Below are 16,752 nucleotides of genomic sequence, written 5' to 3'. Positions count from 1 at the left end.
CAATGCCTCAAAAGGGTGCGATGGGACTCGAGCTCCGACACAACAAGAGCAAAACTGGAGGTTTGAATGAAGTTACTGAAATCCACCCTGGCCGTCGTGACTGCTGCAGCAGTACTCGGTGTCAGCGGGTTCGCTCAGGCGGGTGCAACCCTGGATGCTGTACAGAAGAAAGGCTTTGTGCAATGTGGCGTGAGTGATGGCCTGCCGGGTTTCTCGGTCCCAGATGCTAAGGGCGTGATTCTCGGCATTGACGCGGACTTCTGCCGTGCCGTGGCTGCTGCCGTGTTTGGCGATGCGACCAAAGTGAAATTCAGCCAGTTGAACGCCAAGGAGCGCTTCACCGCGCTGCAGTCCGGCGAAATCGACATCCTTTCGCGCAACACCACCATGACCAGTTCCCGTGATGCGGGCATGGGCCTGAAATTCCCAGGCTTCATTACCTACTACGACGGCATCGGCTTCCTGGTGAACAACAAGCTGGGTGTCAAGAGCGCCAAGGAACTGGACGGTGCAACCATCTGCATCCAGGCCGGTACCACCACCGAGCTGAACGTTTCCGACTACTTCCGTGGCAACGGCCTCAAATACACCCCGATCACCTTCGACACCTCCGATGAAAGCGCCAAGTCGCTGGAATCCGGTCGTTGCGACGTGCTGACCTCCGACAAATCCCAATTGTTCGCCCAGCGCAGCAAGCTGGCCGCGCCGAAGGACTACGTGGTTCTGCCGGAAACCATTTCCAAGGAGCCATTGGGCCCGGTCGTGCGTAATGGCGACGACGAGTGGCTGGCTGTTGTGCGCTGGACTGGCTACGCCATGCTCAACGCCGAAGAAGCCGGCATCACTTCGAAGAACGTTGAAGCTGAAGCCAAATCCACCAAGAACCCGGACGTCGCCCGTATGCTCGGTGCTGATGGTGAATACGGCAAAGACCTCAAGCTGCCGAAAGACTGGGTTGTCCAGATCGTCAAGCAAGTCGGTAACTACGGTGAAGTGTTCGAGCGCAACCTCGGCAAAGGCACCCCGCTGGAAATCGATCGCGGCCTGAACGCTCTGTGGAACGCTGGCGGCATTCAATACGCACCACCAGTGCGCTGATGGTTCTATCACCCGGTGGGCCAACCACCGGGTGATGTTCTGTTCCATTCTTTGCGGGGCACTTCATGCAAAATTCAATCGGCGCACCTAAGCAGAGGCTCAGCCTCAGCGATCCACGAGTGCGTGCCTGGGTATTTCAGATCGTCACCATAGTGGCGGTGGTCTCGCTAGGCTGGTTTCTGTTCGACAACACGCAAACCAACCTGGAGCACCGGGGTATTACCTCCGGTTTCAGCTTTCTGGAGCGCAGCGCCGGGTTCGGCATCGCTCAAACCCTGATCGACTACAGCGAAGCGGACAGCTATGCCCGCGTCTTCGTCATCGGGCTGCTCAACACACTGCTGGTGACGTTCATCGGCGTGATCCTGGCGACGATTCTCGGTTTCATAGTCGGCGTGGCCCGACTGTCGAAGAACTGGATCATCGCCAAAGTCGCAACGGTCTACGTGGAGGTTTTCCGTAACATCCCGCCGCTGCTGCAGATCCTGTTCTGGTACTTCGCGGTATTCCTGACCATGCCGGGGCCGCGCGCCGCCCATAACTTCGGCGACACCTTCTTTGTCAGTAGCCGGGGCCTGAACATGCCGGCGGCATTGATAGCAGAAGGGTTCTGGCCGTTCGTGGTCAGTGTTGTGCTGGCGATTGTCGCCATCGTGCTGATGACTCGTTGGGCCAACAAGCGTTTCGAAGCCACGGGTCAGCCGTTCCATAAGTTCTGGGTGGGCCTGGCGCTGTTCCTGGTGATCCCGGCGCTCTGCGCCCTGGTCTTCGGCGCGCCTGTGCACTGGGAAATGCCAGAAATCAAGGGCTTCAACTTTGTCGGTGGCTGGGTATTGATTCCCGAATTGCTGGCATTGACCCTGGCGCTGACGGTGTACACCGCGGCGTTCATCGCCGAGATCGTGCGTTCGGGCATCAAGTCGGTTAGCCACGGCCAGACCGAAGCGGCCCATTCCCTGGGCCTGCGCAACGGTCCGACCTTGCGCAAGGTGATCATTCCGCAAGCCCTGCGCGTGATCATTCCACCGCTCACCAGCCAATACCTGAACCTGGCGAAGAACTCCTCGCTGGCGGCCGGTATCGGTTATCCGGAAATGGTTTCGCTGTTTGCCGGTACGGTTCTCAACCAGACCGGGCAGGCGATTGAAGTTATTGCCATCACCATGAGCGTGTACCTGGCGATCAGTATCAGCATTTCCCTGCTGATGAACTGGTACAACAAGCGCATTGCGCTGATCGAGCGGTGAGGAAAAGCGCATGACATCCCATACTTTCAAACCCGACATGCCCCCACCGAGCAGTAGCATCGGCGTGGTGGCGTGGATGCGCGCGAACATGTTCTCCAGCTGGCTCAACACCTTGCTGACGTTGTTCGCGTTCTACCTGATTTACCTCGTGGTTCCACCGATCCTCAGCTGGGCGATTCTCGATGCCAACTGGGTCGGCACCACTCAGGCTGACTGCACCAAGGAGGGCGCCTGCTGGGTGTTCATCCAGCAGCGCTTCGGCCAGTTCATGTACGGCTACTACCCGACGGACCTGCGCTGGCGCGTGGACCTGACCGTGTGGCTGGCGGTCATCGGCGTGGCACCGTTGTTCATCTCGCGCTTCCCGCGCAAGGCGATCTACGGCCTGAGCTTCCTGGTACTGTATCCCATCATCGCCTGGTGCCTGCTGCACGGTGGTGTGTTCGGCCTGACCACCGTGTCGACCAGCCAGTGGGGCGGCCTGATGCTGACCTTGGTGATCGCCACCGTCGGTATTGCCGGAGCCTTGCCGCTGGGTATCGTCCTGGCGCTGGGCCGTCGCTCGAACATGCCGGCTATCCGCGTGGTCTGCGTGACCTTCATCGAGTTCTGGCGCGGTGTGCCGTTGATCACGGTGCTGTTCATGTCGTCGGTGATGCTGCCGCTGTTCCTGCCCGAAGGCATGAACTTCGACAAGCTGTTGCGAGCGCTGATCGGGGTAATCCTGTTCCAGTCGGCCTATGTGGCTGAAGTGGTGCGCGGCGGCCTGCAAGCCATTCCCAAGGGCCAGTACGAAGCGGCTGCAGCAATGGGGCTGGGTTACTGGCGCAGCATGGGTCTGGTGATTCTGCCGCAAGCCTTGAAGATGGTGATTCCGGGCATCGTCAACACTTTTATCGCGTTGTTCAAGGACACGAGCCTGGTGATCATCATCGGCCTGTTCGACTTGCTCAACAGCGTGAAACAAGCTGCCGCCGACCCGAAATGGCTGGGCATGGCCACCGAAGGCTATGTGTTCGCCGCCTTGGTGTTCTGGATTTTCTGTTTTGGTATGTCCCGCTATTCCATGCATTTGGAACGCAAGCTGGACACTGGCCACAAGCGTTAGGAGTTGACTCATGAGTGAAGCGATCAAACAGCCTGTGAGCCCTGAAGGCATTATTCAGATGCAGGGCGTGAACAAGTGGTACGGCCAGTTCCACGTGTTGAAAGACATCAACCTGAACGTCAAGCAGGGCGAGCGTATCGTGCTGTGCGGCCCGTCGGGTTCCGGCAAGTCCACCACCATCCGCTGCCTCAACCGCCTGGAAGAACACCAGCAGGGGCGCATCGTGGTCGATGGGGTGGAACTGACCAACGACCTCAAGCAGATCGAAGCGATCCGCCGTGAAGTCGGCATGGTGTTCCAGCACTTCAACCTGTTCCCGCACTTGACCATCCTGCAGAACTGCACCCTGGCGCCGATGTGGGTGCGCAAGATGCCTAAGCGCAAGGCCGAGGAAATCGCCATGCACTACCTGGAACGCGTTCGCATTCCAGAGCAGGCGAACAAGTATCCGGGCCAGCTCTCCGGCGGTCAGCAGCAACGTGTGGCCATCGCCCGTGCCCTGTGCATGAAACCGAAAATCATGCTGTTCGATGAGCCGACCTCGGCCCTCGACCCGGAAATGGTGAAGGAAGTACTCGACACCATGATCGGCCTGGCTGAAGACGGCATGACCATGCTGTGCGTGACCCATGAAATGGGCTTTGCCCGCACCGTGGCCAACCGTGTGATCTTCATGGACAAGGGTGAAATCGTCGAACAGGCCGCACCGAACGACTTCTTCGACAACCCGCAGAACGACCGCACCAAGCTGTTCCTGAGCCAGATCCTGCATTGATCCGGTCTTAGGCGGTGAAATAAACCCGGACTTGTCCGGGTTTGTTTTTAATGGGCCGCTCAGCAAGCCGTGAGGGTCTCGTGTTCCTTGTGCACCGTCGTTTTGAATTGCCGCAAGTCTGCGTCTTCAGCGAAGGCATGGACATCGGCAAGCAAATGCGGATAGCGATCAAGCAGGCGCATCAGCAAGATCAACGCCTTGGGTGGCACTACCTCGCCGCGCTCGTAGCGGGAAAACGCATTGTGTCCACCGCCCGATAGCAGCAGTACCGCTTCCTTTTGCGATAGATGCAGTTTGCGCCGGACACGTTTGATCTCTTCGCCGATCATTCGCCTGGCCGCGTTGACCAGCTCATCACCTGCGTGGTCGTAGCGATCCGAGCAGCTTGCATCGAGCTCGACTTCGCCGCACATCTGACATTCCCAGCCAGACAAGTCATCGACCCGGCGTTCCAGTCCCTTGACGCTCATGGTTTCGCCGCGACCTTCGAAATGCAACATACCTTCCGGGGCACCACAGCTGAAGCATTGCTGGTGTTTCATGAGTTTTTCTCCTTGAAGGAAATTACCGGTGGGCCTCCGCTGGGGCGGTACGTCACCTTCAGGTAAATCTGCAGACCGTGTGAATTGGCGTGGTAGACGTCATGCCAGACTCGATGATCGTCATAGGTGGTCATCGATTTGTAGAACTGTTTTCGCTCAAGCCCATGGATGATCTGCTGCATGTCCGAGACGTTTAAACCGAGCGTCCGAGCAGTGTTCTTCGCAGTGCTGGTGAAAGCTTTCCCTTTAAGCTGCCTGACATCTGCCTGTATCGCCGCCAGGTCGTAATGGGGTGTGCTCTTTTCCATAAGAAACCGTTGCCCTTGCGCTTAAAATTACCCTTAAAGGGTAATTTTGACTAATCGAAAATCCTGTTTCTTTTCCCTCCCACTGACCGTAGGCGGTTGCCGTCCCACATGAAGCTGACTAACATGTCAGAAAATTCATCCTATGATTGGATGAAAGGATGGGTTCCATGTCAGACATTTCTCCATTGATTAAGCGTTCCTTGGTCGATCAAGCCCTGGACCAACTGCGCCAGCGCATCAGTGATGGCGTGTGGGTCGTGGGGCAAAGGTTGCCCACCGAGCCCGAGTTGGTGGCCGAGCTGGGCATCAGCCGCAACACCGTGCGTGAAGCCATGCGCGTGCTGGCGTTTTCCGGGTTGATCGAGATTCGCCAGGGTGACGGCAGTTACGTGCGAGCGACGGTGGACCCGCTGGATACGCTCAAGGTGCTGTCTCGCTGTTCGTTGGAGCAGGCTCGGGAAACCCGGCATATCCTCGAAGTCGAGGCCATCGGCCTGGCCGCGCTGCGGCGCACCGATGAAGATTTACGGGCCTTGCGCCAGGCACTTAAAGCCAGTGGCGAGCATTACCACGGCGACCTGGAGCAATACATCGCTTGCGACCTGGCCTTCCACCGCCGCTTGGTGGACGCCGCGCACAACCCGGCCCTCAGCGAGTTGTATCGCTATTTTTCCAGTGTGATCGGCGCGCAATTGCGCCAGAGCCTCAACATCGTTCCTCGTCATCAACATGTGTTCGACCTGCACGGCGAAATCCTCGACGCCGTCGAACGGCAGGATGCGCAACGGGCCAAGGCCCTGTGCCGGCAGTTGATCAATGAACCCTGAACCCGAGCTTTCCATGTCCCACGATTTGCTTGACCGTACTCCCTCGACGACGCCCAAGCGCGCCGCCGAACTCGAAGAACTGTTGATCGACGCCGAAGCCGACGACGAGCAGGCCCAGCAGCGGCCGCCGTTGGTGTGTCGGCCCTGGTTATTGCTGCTCGGGTTGATCCTGGTGGCACTGAACCTGCGTCCGGCGCTGTCGAGCATGGCGCCGCTGCTCAGCGACGTTTCAAAAAGCCTGGGCCTTTCGGCTGCCCAGGCCGGTTTGCTGACGACGCTGCCCGTGCTGTGCCTGGGCCTGTTCGCGCCGCTGGCGCCGGTGCTTGCGCGGCGCTTTGGTGCCGAGCGCGTGGTGCTGGGGATCTTGCTGACGCTGGCTGCCGGGATCATTTTGCGCAGCTCTTTCGGCCAGGTCGGCCTGTTCGCCGGCAGTATCCTGGCCGGGGCGAGCATTGGCGTGATCGGCGTGTTGTTGCCGGGTATCGTCAAGCGCGACTTCGCCAAACAGGCCGGTACCATGACCGGTGTCTACACCATGGCCCTGTGCCTGGGCGCGGCGATGGCCGCCGGGGCGACGGTGCCGTTGAGCGAGCACCTGGACCAGCGTTGGGCCCTGGGCCTGGGTTTCTGGGCGATTCCGGCACTGTTGGCGGCGGTATTCTGGTTGCCGCAAGTGGGCCAGAAACACGGTGCTCATCAAGTGGCGTATCGGGTCCGCGGCTTGTTGCGTGATCCCCTCGCCTGGCAGGTGACGTTGTACATGGGGCTGCAATCGTCCCTGGCCTACATCGTGTTCGGCTGGCTGCCTTCGATCCTGATCGGACGTGGCCTGACCCCGACCCAGGCCGGGCTCGTGCTGTCCGTTTCGGTCATCGTGCAGTTGATCAGTTCCCTCGCGGCGCCCTGGCTGGCAACGCGGGGCAAGGACCAGCGCCTGGCCATTGTGATCGTCATGCTCATGGCCCTTGGCGGGTTGTTCGGTTGCCTTTATGCACCCATCGAGGGCCTGTGGGGCTGGGCCATCTTGCTGGGCCTGGGGCAGGGCGCGGCGTTCAGCCTGGCGTTGACGCTGATCGTGCTGCGCTCGCGGGACGCCCATGTGGCCGCGAACCTTTCCGGCATGGCCCAGGGCTTCGGTTATACGCTGGCGTCCCTGGGGCCATTCGCGGTGGGCGTGGTCCACGACCTGACCGGCGGCTGGAATGCCCTGGGCTGGATCTTCGGCTTGGTAGGCCTGGGAGCGATCATCGCGGGCATCGGAGCCGGCCGGACGTTGTACGTTGGGGTCAGCAGCGAAAGAGTCCCTCCTCTTAGCTGATGTCATTTTCATGGCGAATGACGGTAGTGTTCCCCGCGACGGCAGATTATCGTGCAGGTCTATTGAAGCGAATTTTCGGAGTCTGCCCATGAGTGATGCCCACAACGCCGTGATCACCCGGTTCTACCAGGCCTTCCAGCGCCTGGACGCCGAAGCCATGAGCGCCTGCTACACCGATGACGTGGTGTTCAGCGACCCGGCGTTCGGCGAGCTGCGCGGGCGCGATGCCGGCGACATGTGGCGCATGCTCACCACACGGGCCAAGGACTTTTCCCTGACCTTCGATAACGTGCGCAGCGATGAGCGTACCGGTGGTGCCCATTGGGTGGCGACTTATCTGTTCAGCCAGACCGGCAACATCGTGATCAATGACATTCAGGCGCGCTTCGTTTTTCGCGACGACAAGATCTGCGAGCACCATGACAGCTTTGATCTGTGGCGCTGGTCCCGGCAGGCGTTGGGCACCAAAGGGTTGTTGCTGGGCTGGACGCCGCTGGTGCGCAACGCCGTCAGGGCCCAGGCCCTCAAGGGGCTGCGGGCATTCCAGGCCAGTCGCTGATAAGATCGCGGCTTGTTTCCTTCCGCCCGTTGAACATGCCGTGACCATCGCCAACCTATCTGCCGATCCGCCTGTGCAAACCGCGAGCGAACCGGGCAAACCCTGGTTCGTCTACCTGGTACGGGCCGCCAACGGCTCGCTGTACTGCGGCATCAGTGATGACCCGGTACGGCGTTTCGCCAAGCATCAAAGCGGCAAGGGCGCGCGTTTCTTTCTCTCCAGCCCGGCGGTGGCGTTGGTGTACACCGAAGCTTGCCGCGACAAGGGCGAAGCCCTGCGCCAGGAGCGGCTGATCAAAAAGCTCCGCAAAAGCGCCAAGGAATGCCTGGTGGCGAGTGCTGCGCTGCCTCATCAACCAGACTGATAGGCCCTCATCAGGAGGGTAGGCCGCCCGTCCATGGCGCGCTAAGCTGCGGGACTTCCTCCCCGCAGTGGCGAATCCCATGTCAGAGCTGATTCTTCATCATTACCCGACGTCTCCCTTCGCGGAAAAAGCCCGCCTGTTGTTGGGTTTCAAGGGGTTGTCCTGGCGTTCGGTGCATATTCCGCCAATGATGCCCAAGCCCGACCTGACGGCCCTGACGGGCGGCTACCGCAAGACTCCGGTATTGCAGATTGGTGCGGATGTGTATTGCGACACGTCCCTGATTGCCCGCCGACTGGAACAGGAAAAAGCCTCGCCGGCGCTGTTCCCCGAAGGCCGGGAAATGATCGCGGCGTCTTTTGCGGCGTGGGCCGATTCGGTGGTGTTCCAGCATGCGGTGAGCCTGGTGTTCCAGCCTGAATCGGTGGCGGTGCGTTTTGCCAAGCTACCGCCTGAAGCGATCAAGGCATTCATCGCCGACCGCGCCGGGTTGTTCAGTGGCGGCACGACCACGCGTCTGTCGGCCGAGCAGGCCCGGCACCAGTGGCCGACGATCATGGCGCGCCTTGAGCAACAGTTGCAGCGCGAGGAAGGTGACTTCCTGTTGGGTGACCCCTCGATTGCCGACTTCGCCATGGCCCACTCGTTGTGGTTCCTCAAGGGCACGCCGGTGACTTCGCCGCTGGTGGACGCTTACCCGGCCATCTCGACCTGGTTGGCGCGGGTGTTGGGTTTCGGCCATGGTGCGTCGAACGCGATGAGTTCCGAAGAAGCCTTGGAAGTGGCCCGCAACGCAACACCGCAGGCGCTGCCGGATGAGGCATTCGAAGAGCCGAACGGGTTTACGAAGGGGCAACAGGTATCGATTGCCGCGACTGACTATGGCGTCGACCCTGTGATCGGCGAGTTGCTGTTTGCCGGCCGTGAAGAACTGGTCCTGCGCCGTGAAGACGAGCGTGGCGCAGTGGTGCATGTGCACTTCCCGCGGTTTGGGTTTCGGATCGAGGCGCGCTGAGCAACGAATGACCTGTGGGAGCGAGCTTGCTCGCGATGGCGGTCCGCCTGGGCCAGTGATGTTGAATGTGCCGCCACCATCGCGAGCAAGCTCGCTCCCACAAGGGGGGGATCAGATGGCGGACAACGCCTTGAGAATATTCTCCGGCTCAAACCCACGCATCAACGTGCCATTCACGTCGAGGATCGGAATCCCCCGGCCGCCCAGCGCCTCGTAGGCCTTGCGCGCCTGGGCATCTTTCTCGATATCGAACTCGCGAAACGGCACGCCTTTCTCATCCAGGAACCGACGGGTGGCCTTGCAGTAGCCGCACCAGTCGGTGGCATACAGCACGACGCGGGCATTGGTCCGGACCTGCTCGGAAACCCCCTGCGACGGGTTGAACACCCGCTCGATCTTGCCCCAGTTCTGGTACGTCACCACCACCAGCAGAATCAGCAGAAACTTCTTCAGCACCCTACCGAGCATCAATTACGCCGCTTGAGCTGGTCGGTCAGCGACGTGGGCAAACCCTTGATGATCAGTGTGCCGGCTTCTTCGTCATATTCGATCTTGGAGCCCAGCAAGTGCGCTTCGAAGCTGATGGACAAGCCTTCGGCACGGCCGGTGAAGCGGCGGAACTGGTTGAGGGTGCGTTTATCCGCCGGGATTTCCGGTGACAGGCCGTAGTCCTTGTTGCGTATGTGATCGTAGAAGGCTTTCGGGCGCTCTTCGTCGATCAGCTCGGACAGTTCGGCCAGGCCCATCGGCTCGCCAAGCTTGGCCTGGCTACTGGCGTAATCCACCAGGGTCTTGGTTTTTTCCCGGGCGTCCTCTTCTGGCAGGTCTTCGCTTTCGACGAAGTCACTGAAGGCCTTGAGCAGGGTGCGGGTCTCGCCGGGGCCGTCGACCCCTTCCTGGCAGCCGATGAAGTCGCGGAAGTACTCCGAGACCTTCTTGCCGTTCTTGCCCTTGATGAAAGAGATGTACTGCTTGGATTGCTTGTTGTTCTGCCATTCCGACACGTTGATCCGCGCCGCCAGGTGCAGTTGGCCCAGGTCCAGGTGACGGGACGGGGTGACGTCCAGCTCATCGGTGACGGCCACGCCTTCGCTGTGGTGCAGCAGGGCGATCGCCAGGTAGTCGGTCATGCCTTGTTGATAGTGGGCGAACAGCACATGGCCACCGACTGACAGGTTGGATTCTTCCATCAGCTTTTGCAGGTGTTCCACCGCAACGCGACTGAAAACGGTGAAATCCTTGCCGCCGTCGAGGTATTCCTTCAACCAGCCGCTGAACGGGTGCGCGCCGGACTCGGCATGGAAAAAGCCCCAGGCCTTGCCTTGTTTGGCGTTGTAGCTCTCGTTGAGGTCGGCGAGCATGTTCTCGATGGCTGTGGACTCGCTCAGTTCGGAGTCGCGGGCATGGAGCACTGCAGGCGTGCCGTCGGGTTTCTTGTCGATCAGGTGGACGATGCAATGACGGATCGGCATGGGTTTCTCGGCTGATGAAAGAGAGGAGGGCGCGCTCCCCAAAAAAGGCCAAGTGTACCGCAATCACTGGTTTTGGAACCCTGCAAAGGCTCTTTCAGACCCTTCCGACAGCCCATATGCAAAATTTTACCGTTTTAGCGCAAGAAAGCTGACCAAATGGGTAGCTAGAGGCGGATATTTCAGAGGCGTTGTGCTAGTTTTGCCCGGTCTTACGCGAAGTCACTGCGTTAAGCGTGCATTCAGCATCTGTCAGGTCGAACCAAACCCGGTTTTCGGCATCTATTACCCCGATCCGTCGTGGTGATTGCCGAGGGTGCCTGATCAAGAGAGATCGGGCTCGATGGCTGACACTGCACTCTGCAATCCATATGAATTTGATAGGGAAGGAACACTACATGGCTCTTACTAAAGACCAACTGATCGCTGATTTGGCTGAAGCTGTAGACGCGCCGAAAACCACCGTGCGTGCGCTGCTGGACCAACTGGGCCAAATCGTTGCCGATCAGCTGGAAAACGGCGGCGAAATCACTTTGCCAGGTGTTGGCAAACTGAAAGTCACCGAGCGTCCTGCCCGTACTGGCCGCAACCCTTCGACTGGCGCTGCCATCGAAATCGCTGCCAAGAAAGTGATCAAGCTGGTTGTGGCCAAAGGCCTGACCGACGCGGTCAACAAGTAAGATCGTTGCAAAAAAAACCGTGCTGCGGAGCGATCCGGGCACGGTTTTTTGTTGCCTTGGAAAAGGTGGCCTTTGGTGAGGGGATAAACCCCTCCTAGTCGGCTTTTGTGGCGAGGGAGCTTGCTCCCGCTGGGTTGCGCAGCGACCCCAAAACAGGCTGAACCTGATCTGCCTGATTCGCCGAAGTGTCAGGTCTTGGGGCTGCTGCGCAGCCCAGCGGGAGCAAGCTCCCTCGCCACAGCGTCCTTGCGGACCCACCGCGACTGGCGCCAAGCCTGTTGCTGGGCCTCAGTCTGGAAGCTCCAGGCCACGAAGCGGCTCTGCTTTTGCCCTTGGGACATTTCCACCACCTGGCTGTGCAGCGCACCGGCCTTTTTCAATGCGGCTTGAATCGCCGGCAAGTTCGAAGCCTTCGACACCAGCGTGCTGAACCACAGCACTTGCCCGGCCAGTTGTGCGCTCTCGCTGATCAATTGCGTGACGAATCGCGCTTCCCCACCCTCGCACCACAGCTCAGCCGCCTGACCGCCAAAGTTCAGCACCGGCAGCTTGCGTTTCGGATCGGCCTTGCCCAGCGCCCGCCATTTGCGCTGGCTGCCCTTGGTGGCTTCCTCCAGGGACGCGTGGAACGGCGGATTGCACATCGTCAGGTCGAACCGCTCGGCGTCCTCCAGCAAGCCCAGCAGGATCTGCTTGCGGTTGGCTTGCTGGCGCAACTGGATGGCCTTGTTCAGCCCGTTGGACTGGACAATGGCCTTGGCCGAGGCGATGGCCGTCGGGTCAATCTCCGAGCCGAGGAAGTGCCAGCGGTAGTCGCTGTAGCCGATCAGCGGATAGACGCAGTTGGCGCCCGTGCCGATGTCCAGCACCTTCACCGCCGCACCCCGAGGGATTTCACCGTTGTTAAGGCTGGCGAGCAAATCGGCGAGGAAGTGCACATAGTCCGCGCGGCCTGGCACCGGAGGGCACAGGTAATCAGCTGGAATGTCCCAATGGGCGATGCCATAGAAGGATTTGAGCAGCGCCCGGTTGAACACCCGCACCGCGTCGGGGCTGGCGAAATCGATGCTTTCCTTGCCGTACGGGTTGATGATCACGAACTTGGCCAGTTCAGGCGTGGACTTGATCAACGCCGGGAAGTCGTAGCGGCCCTGGTGACGATTGCGTGGATGCAGGCTGGCCTTCTCCCGCGGCGCCACGGCCTTGGCCTCGGTGGTGGACTTGGGCTTCTGGCGTGCAGGTTTGGGAGTGCGGGGGGTGGTCATGGGCGGGTCGATTCGGGGATGGCTCAAAAAGTGGCGGGTATTGTCCCACATCCAGCCTGGCCGTGATGACTGCACAATTCAAATGTGGGAGCGAGCTTGCTCGCGATGGCGGCGACACATCCGGCATTGATGCAAGCTGACCCACCGCTATCGCGAGCAAGCTCGCTCCCACAGGGGGGGCTGCGTCAGTAAGAAAGCGACAGGCAGAAAAAAGGAGGCCACCAGGGCCTCCTTCTTCAGTGACGAACCACCCTTACAAACTGGCGATCCGCGCATGCTGCTCGGCCAGCTTGCCCAAGGCCTGTTCGGCCTCGGCCAGTTTGGCCCGTTCCTTCTCGATGACTTCGGCCGGGGCCTTGTCGACGAACCCGGCGTTGGACAGCTTGCCGCCGACTCGCTGCACTTCGCCTTTGAGGCGCAGGATTTCCTTGTCCAGGCGCGCCAGTTCCGCCGCTTTGTCGATCAGGCCGGCCATTGGCACCAGCACTTCCATCTCTCCGACCAGGGCGGTGGCCGATAGCGGCGCTTCTTCGCCGGCCGCCAGGACGGTCACCGATTCGAGCTTCGCCAGTTTCTTGAGCAGCGCCTCATTTTCGTTGAGACGGCGCAAGTCTTCGGCGCTGGCGTTCTTCAGGAACAGGGCCAGTGGTTTGCCCGGGCCGATGTTCATGTCGGCGCGGATGTTACGCAGACCCAGCATGAAGGTCTTGAGCCATTCGATGTCATCTTCAGCCGCCGGATCGATGCGGGTTTCATTGGCCACCGGCCAAGGTTGCAGCATGATCGTCTTGCCTTGGGCGCCGGCCAGCGGTGCGATGCGCTGCCAGATTTCCTCGGTGATGAACGGCATGAACGGATGGGCCAGGCGCAGGGCCACTTCCAGCACGCGCACCAGGGTGCGGCGCGTGCCGCGTTGGCGTTCGACCGGTGCGTTTTCGTCCCACAGCACAGGCTTGGACAGTTCCAGGTACCAGTCGCAATACTGGTTCCAGATGAACTCGTACAAGGCTTGTGCGGCCAGGTCGAAACGGAACTGGTCCAGCTGGCGCGTCACTTCGGCCTCGGTGCGTTGCAACTGCGAAATGATCCAGCGATCGGCCAGGCTCAGTTCGAAGGCTTCGCCGTTCTGGCCGCAGTCTTCGCCTTTATCCAGTACGTAGCGCGCAGCGTTCCAGATCTTGTTGCAGAAGTTGCGATAGCCTTCGACGCGGCCCATGTCGAACTTGATGTCACGACCGGTGGAGGCCAGCGAGCAGAAGGTGAAACGCAGGGCGTCGGTGCCGTAGCTGGCGATGCCCTCGGCGAATTCTTCGCGGGTGGCCTTCTCGATCTTCTTCGCCAGTTTTGGCTGCATCAGGCCGGAAGTGCGTTTCTGCACCAGGGTTTCCAGGTCGATGCCGTCGATGATGTCCAGCGGGTCCAGGACGTTGCCCTTGGACTTGGACATCTTCTGGCCCTGGCCGTCGCGTACCAGGCCGTGGACGTAGACGGTCTTGAACGGCACTTGCGGTGTGCCGTCTTCGTTTTTCACCAGGTGCATGGTCAGCATGATCATCCGGGCGACCCAGAAGAAAATGATGTCGAAGCCGGTGACCAGCACGTCGGTGGAGTGGAATTTCTTCAGGAACTCGGTCTGTTGCGGCCAGCCCAGTGTGGAGAACGTCCACAGGCCCGAGCTGAACCAGGTGTCGAGTACGTCGTTGTCCTGTTGCAGCGCAACGTCCGGGCCGAGGTTGTGCTTGGCGCGGACTTCGGCTTCGTCGCGACCGACGTAGACCTTGCCCGACTCGTCGTACCAGGCTGGGATGCGATGGCCCCACCACAGCTGGCGGCTGATGCACCAGTCCTGGATGTCGCGCATCCACGAGAAGTACATGTTTTCGTATTGCTTGGGCACGAACTGGATGCGACCGTCTTCCACGGCGGCAATCGCCGGCTCGGCCAACGGCTTGGTGGACACGTACCACTGGTCGGTCAGCCACGGTTCGATGATCGTACCGGAGCGGTCGCCTTTCGGGACTTTCAGGCCGTGATCATCAACGCTGACCAACAGGCCGGCGGCGTCGAACGCCGCGACGATCTGCTTGCGCGCCTCGAAGCGGTCGAGGCCGGCGTATTCGGCCGGCAGCGTGCCGTCGACGCTTTCGTTCAGCGTGCCGTCAAGGTTGAACACTTGGGCCGCCGGCAACACGTTGGCGTTCTTGTCGAAGATGTTGAGCAGCGGCAGGCTGTGGCGCTTGCCGACTTCGTAGTCGTTGAAGTCGTGAGCCGGGGTGATTTTCACGCAGCCGGTGCCGAATTCAGGGTCGCAGTAGTCATCGCCGATGATCGGGATGCGCCGGCCAACCAAAGGCAGTTCGACGAACTTGCCAATCAGGGCCTGATAGCGCTCATCGTTCGGGTTCACCGCCACGGCAGCGTCACCGAGCATGGTTTCCGGACGCGTGGTGGCGACGATCAGGTAGTCCTTGCCCTCGGCGGTCTTGGCGCCGTCGGCCAACGGGTATTTCAGGTTCCACAGGAAACCTTTCTCGTCGTGGTTTTCCACTTCGAGGTCGGAAATAGCCGTGTGCAACTTGGTGTCCCAGTTGACCAGGCGCTTGCCGCGATAGATCAGGCCGTCTTCATGCAGGCGCACGAAGGCTTCTTTCACCGCTTCCGAGAGGCCATCGTCCATGGTGAAGCGCTCGCGGCTCCAGTCCACGGACGAGCCGAGGCGACGGATTTGACGGCTGATGTTGCCACCGGACTCGTCTTTCCATTCCCAGACTTTCTCCAGGAATTTTTCACGTCCCAGGTCATGACGGCTCTGGCCCTGGGCTTCGAGGCGGCGCTCCACCAGCATCTGGGTGGCGATACCGGCGTGGTCGGTACCCGGTTGCCACAGGGTGTTGCGGCCTTGCATACGGCGGAAACGGATCAGGGCGTCCATGATCGCGTTGTTGAAACCGTGGCCCATGTGCAGGCTGCCGGTGACGTTCGGCGGCGGGATCATGATGGTGTAGGAATCGCCCGCGCCTTGCGGAGCGAAATAATTCTCGGACTCCCAGGTGTTGTACCAGGAAGTTTCAATGGCGTGCGGCTGGTAGGTCTTATCCATGCGCGGCGGGACCCTATTGGCATTTATTCAGGAAAAGCCGGGAAGTATAGCGGGAGGGGGAGATGCAAGCCACAAGCGGCGAGCGGCTTGTCGGGCAGAGGGCTTGTGGGTGCAGCCGAACACTGTGGGAGCGAGCTTGCTCGCGATAGCGGTGGGTCAGCCACATTCAGGTTGACTGGCTCACTGCTATCGCGAGCAAGCTCGCTCCCACAAGGTGTTCAGCAATCAGGAAATGTGTGAGCTGATCCTGCAGGGCTCGATTACTCGTACTGACTGAGCAACCGCTCCATCCGCGCATCCAGCCGACGCTTGATCTCGGTCTCGATGTGGGGGGCGAAGTCGTCGATGACGTCTTGCATGATCAACTGCGCGGCGGCGCGCAACTCACTGTCCAGGTGCAGCAGGGCGTCGGGGCCTTTGGCCTCGGGCTTGGGCGCAGGCTTGGGTTCGGGCTGGCCGTTGATCGGCTCGAACAACAGCGGGATCTGTTCGTCGTGTACGGGGTCGTGCTCCACCGTATCGGTCAGCAGCGGTGGTTGCAGGTTGTCGTCGCCGAGCAACTGGCGGATCGATTCGAGGTCATCCAGCAGGTGCGTGGGCTTTTGCGGCGGTTTTGGAGTGTCCATCGTAGGCTCAGAGTCGCTGTAAACGGTGGTCTTGCAGAGGATAGCCCTGTTCGCGGTAGAAACGAAAACTCTCCCGCGCGGCTTGTCGGATGGCCGGGTCTTCCACCACTACTTCCGCCACGCGGGCGAAGCGCTGGGCGAAGGTCGGCACTTTCAGATCAAGGTTGACCAGCAGGTCCTGGTGCTGACCGCAGTCATCCCCCAGCCCTAGCACGATCAGCCCTTCAGGTTCGCTTTCGGCCGGGCCGTGGGGCACGAAACTTTCGCCCTTGAAGGCCCACAGGCGCGCATCGAGGTCATCGCGCTGGGCGGCATCGCTGCAATGCAGATAGATGCGATGGCCCATGCGCCAGGCCTTTTCGGTGAGCTTGCAGGCGAAATCCAGCCGCGCCGACGGATCGGCGCTGGGCAGGATGTAGAAATCGACTTTGGTCATTGCAGTTCCTGAGCC

18 protein-coding genes are annotated in these 16,752 nt (G+C 60.4%); 10 read left to right on the top strand and 8 right to left on the bottom strand.

Annotated elements, in window-relative coordinates; all coding sequences use genetic code 11:
• Positions 1-66 precede the first annotated feature (66 nt).
• The 4 genes from QNH97_RS23200 to QNH97_RS23185 all read left to right on the top strand — a co-directional run bounded on the left by QNH97_RS23200 (position 67) and on the right by QNH97_RS23185 (position 4,228).
• Positions 67-1,098 (top strand): amino acid ABC transporter substrate-binding protein, encoded by a 1,032-nt coding sequence (locus tag QNH97_RS23200; protein WP_283554081.1) that lies wholly within the window; start codon positions 67-69, stop codon positions 1,096-1,098.
• Between the two features lie 65 nt (positions 1,099-1,163).
• On the top strand, positions 1,164-2,345 hold the full coding sequence (locus QNH97_RS23195) for an amino acid ABC transporter permease (protein ID WP_283554080.1): 1,182 nt from the start codon (positions 1,164-1,166) through the stop codon (positions 2,343-2,345).
• 10 nt (positions 2,346-2,355) lie between these two features.
• A complete protein-coding gene (locus QNH97_RS23190; RefSeq protein WP_283554079.1) occupies positions 2,356-3,453 on the top strand; it encodes an amino acid ABC transporter permease in 1,098 nt (365 codons plus the stop codon).
• Between the two features lie 10 nt (positions 3,454-3,463).
• Positions 3,464-4,228 (top strand): amino acid ABC transporter ATP-binding protein, encoded by a 765-nt coding sequence (locus QNH97_RS23185; protein WP_003205299.1) that lies wholly within the window; start codon positions 3,464-3,466, stop codon positions 4,226-4,228.
• Positions 4,229-4,287: 59 nt separating this feature from the next.
• Here the strand turns inward: QNH97_RS23185 and QNH97_RS23180 are convergent, their stop codons facing one another.
• Complete coding sequence (locus QNH97_RS23180; RefSeq protein ID WP_123417102.1) at positions 4,288-4,770, bottom strand: type II toxin-antitoxin system MqsA family antitoxin; 483 nt, start codon at positions 4,768-4,770, stop codon at positions 4,288-4,290.
• A complete protein-coding gene (locus QNH97_RS23175) occupies positions 4,767-5,078 on the bottom strand; it encodes a type II toxin-antitoxin system MqsR family toxin (protein ID WP_283554078.1) in 312 nt (103 codons plus the stop codon). Before QNH97_RS23175 ends, QNH97_RS23180 begins: the two co-directional genes overlap by 4 nt.
• Before the next feature lie 167 nt (positions 5,079-5,245).
• Here QNH97_RS23175 and QNH97_RS23170 point away from each other — a divergent pair, with 167 nt between their 5' ends.
• The 5 genes from QNH97_RS23170 to QNH97_RS23150 all read left to right on the top strand — a co-directional run bounded on the left by QNH97_RS23170 (position 5,246) and on the right by QNH97_RS23150 (position 9,161).
• Positions 5,246-5,905, top strand: a complete 660-nt coding sequence (locus QNH97_RS23170) for a FadR/GntR family transcriptional regulator (protein WP_283554077.1) — start codon at positions 5,246-5,248, stop codon at positions 5,903-5,905.
• The gene (locus QNH97_RS23165; RefSeq protein WP_502944413.1) at positions 5,895-7,223 is read left to right on the top strand and encodes a CynX/NimT family MFS transporter; all 1,329 of its coding nucleotides are present in this window, start codon (positions 5,895-5,897) and stop codon (positions 7,221-7,223) included. Before QNH97_RS23170 ends, QNH97_RS23165 begins: the two co-directional genes overlap by 11 nt.
• Positions 7,224-7,311: 88 nt before the next feature.
• Positions 7,312-7,782, top strand: coding sequence for a nuclear transport factor 2 family protein (locus QNH97_RS23160; protein WP_123344389.1), 471 nt, complete (start codon positions 7,312-7,314; stop codon positions 7,780-7,782).
• A 40-nt stretch (positions 7,783-7,822) separates the two neighbouring features.
• Entirely contained in the window at positions 7,823-8,146 is a 324-nt protein-coding gene (locus tag QNH97_RS23155) for a GIY-YIG nuclease family protein (RefSeq protein WP_283554075.1), read from the top strand.
• A 79-nt stretch (positions 8,147-8,225) separates the two neighbouring features.
• The gene (locus tag QNH97_RS23150) at positions 8,226-9,161 is read left to right on the top strand and encodes a glutathione S-transferase family protein (RefSeq protein WP_283554074.1); all 936 of its coding nucleotides are present in this window, start codon (positions 8,226-8,228) and stop codon (positions 9,159-9,161) included.
• A gap of 111 nt (positions 9,162-9,272) precedes the next feature.
• Here QNH97_RS23150 and QNH97_RS23145 read toward each other — a convergent pair whose 3' ends face one another.
• Positions 9,273-9,629, bottom strand: coding sequence for a glutaredoxin family protein (locus tag QNH97_RS23145; protein ID WP_283554073.1), 357 nt, complete (start codon positions 9,627-9,629; stop codon positions 9,273-9,275).
• Entirely contained in the window at positions 9,629-10,633 is a 1,005-nt protein-coding gene (gene yejK / locus QNH97_RS23140) for a nucleoid-associated protein YejK (RefSeq protein ID WP_283554072.1), read from the bottom strand. The genes QNH97_RS23145 and yejK overlap by 1 nt, the downstream gene beginning before the upstream one ends.
• 395 nt (positions 10,634-11,028) lie before the next feature.
• Between yejK and QNH97_RS23135 the strand changes: the two genes are divergently transcribed.
• Positions 11,029-11,310, top strand: coding sequence for an HU family DNA-binding protein (locus QNH97_RS23135; protein WP_053149369.1), 282 nt, complete (start codon positions 11,029-11,031; stop codon positions 11,308-11,310).
• Between the two features lie 188 nt (positions 11,311-11,498).
• Here the strand turns inward: QNH97_RS23135 and rlmF are convergent, their stop codons facing one another.
• From rlmF to QNH97_RS23115, 4 genes are all read right to left on the bottom strand, one after another.
• A complete protein-coding gene (gene rlmF / locus QNH97_RS23130; protein WP_283554071.1) occupies positions 11,499-12,575 on the bottom strand; it encodes a 23S rRNA (adenine(1618)-N(6))-methyltransferase RlmF in 1,077 nt (358 codons plus the stop codon).
• A gap of 253 nt (positions 12,576-12,828) precedes the next feature.
• The gene (locus QNH97_RS23125; RefSeq protein WP_283554070.1) at positions 12,829-15,675 is read right to left on the bottom strand and encodes a valine--tRNA ligase; all 2,847 of its coding nucleotides are present in this window, start codon (positions 15,673-15,675) and stop codon (positions 12,829-12,831) included.
• 260 nt (positions 15,676-15,935) lie between these two features.
• The gene (locus QNH97_RS23120) at positions 15,936-16,301 is read right to left on the bottom strand and encodes a DNA polymerase III subunit chi (protein WP_283554069.1); all 366 of its coding nucleotides are present in this window, start codon (positions 16,299-16,301) and stop codon (positions 15,936-15,938) included.
• A gap of 7 nt (positions 16,302-16,308) precedes the next feature.
• Positions 16,309-16,737: a DNA polymerase III subunit chi gene (locus tag QNH97_RS23115; RefSeq protein ID WP_283554068.1), complete on the bottom strand. Its 429-nt coding sequence runs from the start codon at positions 16,735-16,737 to the stop codon at positions 16,309-16,311.
• Positions 16,738-16,752 lie beyond the last annotated feature (15 nt).

Origin of the sequence: Pseudomonas sp. G2-4 (assembly GCF_030064125.1) — a bacterium.
Taxonomy (GTDB): Bacteria; Pseudomonadota; Gammaproteobacteria; order Pseudomonadales; family Pseudomonadaceae; genus Aquipseudomonas.
Note: the sequence above shows the minus strand (reverse complement) of the source record. Positions and strands in the feature narration are given on the sequence as shown.

Coding starts and splice junctions, on each gene's coding strand:
- QNH97_RS23200 (WP_283554081.1), top strand. CDS start 67: ATGAAGTTACTGAAATCCACCCTGGCCGTCGTGACTGCTGCAGCAGTA.
- QNH97_RS23195 (WP_283554080.1), top strand. CDS start 1,164: ATGCAAAATTCAATCGGCGCACCTAAGCAGAGGCTCAGCCTCAGCGAT.
- QNH97_RS23190 (WP_283554079.1), top strand. CDS start 2,356: ATGACATCCCATACTTTCAAACCCGACATGCCCCCACCGAGCAGTAGC.
- QNH97_RS23185 (WP_003205299.1), top strand. CDS start 3,464: ATGAGTGAAGCGATCAAACAGCCTGTGAGCCCTGAAGGCATTATTCAG.
- QNH97_RS23180 (WP_123417102.1), bottom strand. CDS start 4,770: ATGAAACACCAGCAATGCTTCAGCTGTGGTGCCCCGGAAGGTATGTTG.
- QNH97_RS23175 (WP_283554078.1), bottom strand. CDS start 5,078: ATGGAAAAGAGCACACCCCATTACGACCTGGCGGCGATACAGGCAGAT.
- QNH97_RS23170 (WP_283554077.1), top strand. CDS start 5,246: ATGTCAGACATTTCTCCATTGATTAAGCGTTCCTTGGTCGATCAAGCC.
- QNH97_RS23165 (WP_502944413.1), top strand. CDS start 5,895: ATGAACCCTGAACCCGAGCTTTCCATGTCCCACGATTTGCTTGACCGT.
- QNH97_RS23160 (WP_123344389.1), top strand. CDS start 7,312: ATGAGTGATGCCCACAACGCCGTGATCACCCGGTTCTACCAGGCCTTC.
- QNH97_RS23150 (WP_283554074.1), top strand. CDS start 8,226: ATGTCAGAGCTGATTCTTCATCATTACCCGACGTCTCCCTTCGCGGAA.
- QNH97_RS23145 (WP_283554073.1), bottom strand. CDS start 9,629: ATGCTCGGTAGGGTGCTGAAGAAGTTTCTGCTGATTCTGCTGGTGGTG.
- yejK (WP_283554072.1), bottom strand. CDS start 10,633: ATGCCGATCCGTCATTGCATCGTCCACCTGATCGACAAGAAACCCGAC.
- QNH97_RS23135 (WP_053149369.1), top strand. CDS start 11,029: ATGGCTCTTACTAAAGACCAACTGATCGCTGATTTGGCTGAAGCTGTA.
- rlmF (WP_283554071.1), bottom strand. CDS start 12,575: ATGACCACCCCCCGCACTCCCAAACCTGCACGCCAGAAGCCCAAGTCC.
- QNH97_RS23125 (WP_283554070.1), bottom strand. CDS start 15,675: ATGGATAAGACCTACCAGCCGCACGCCATTGAAACTTCCTGGTACAAC.
- QNH97_RS23120 (WP_283554069.1), bottom strand. CDS start 16,301: ATGGACACTCCAAAACCGCCGCAAAAGCCCACGCACCTGCTGGATGAC.
- QNH97_RS23115 (WP_283554068.1), bottom strand. CDS start 16,737: ATGACCAAAGTCGATTTCTACATCCTGCCCAGCGCCGATCCGTCGGCG.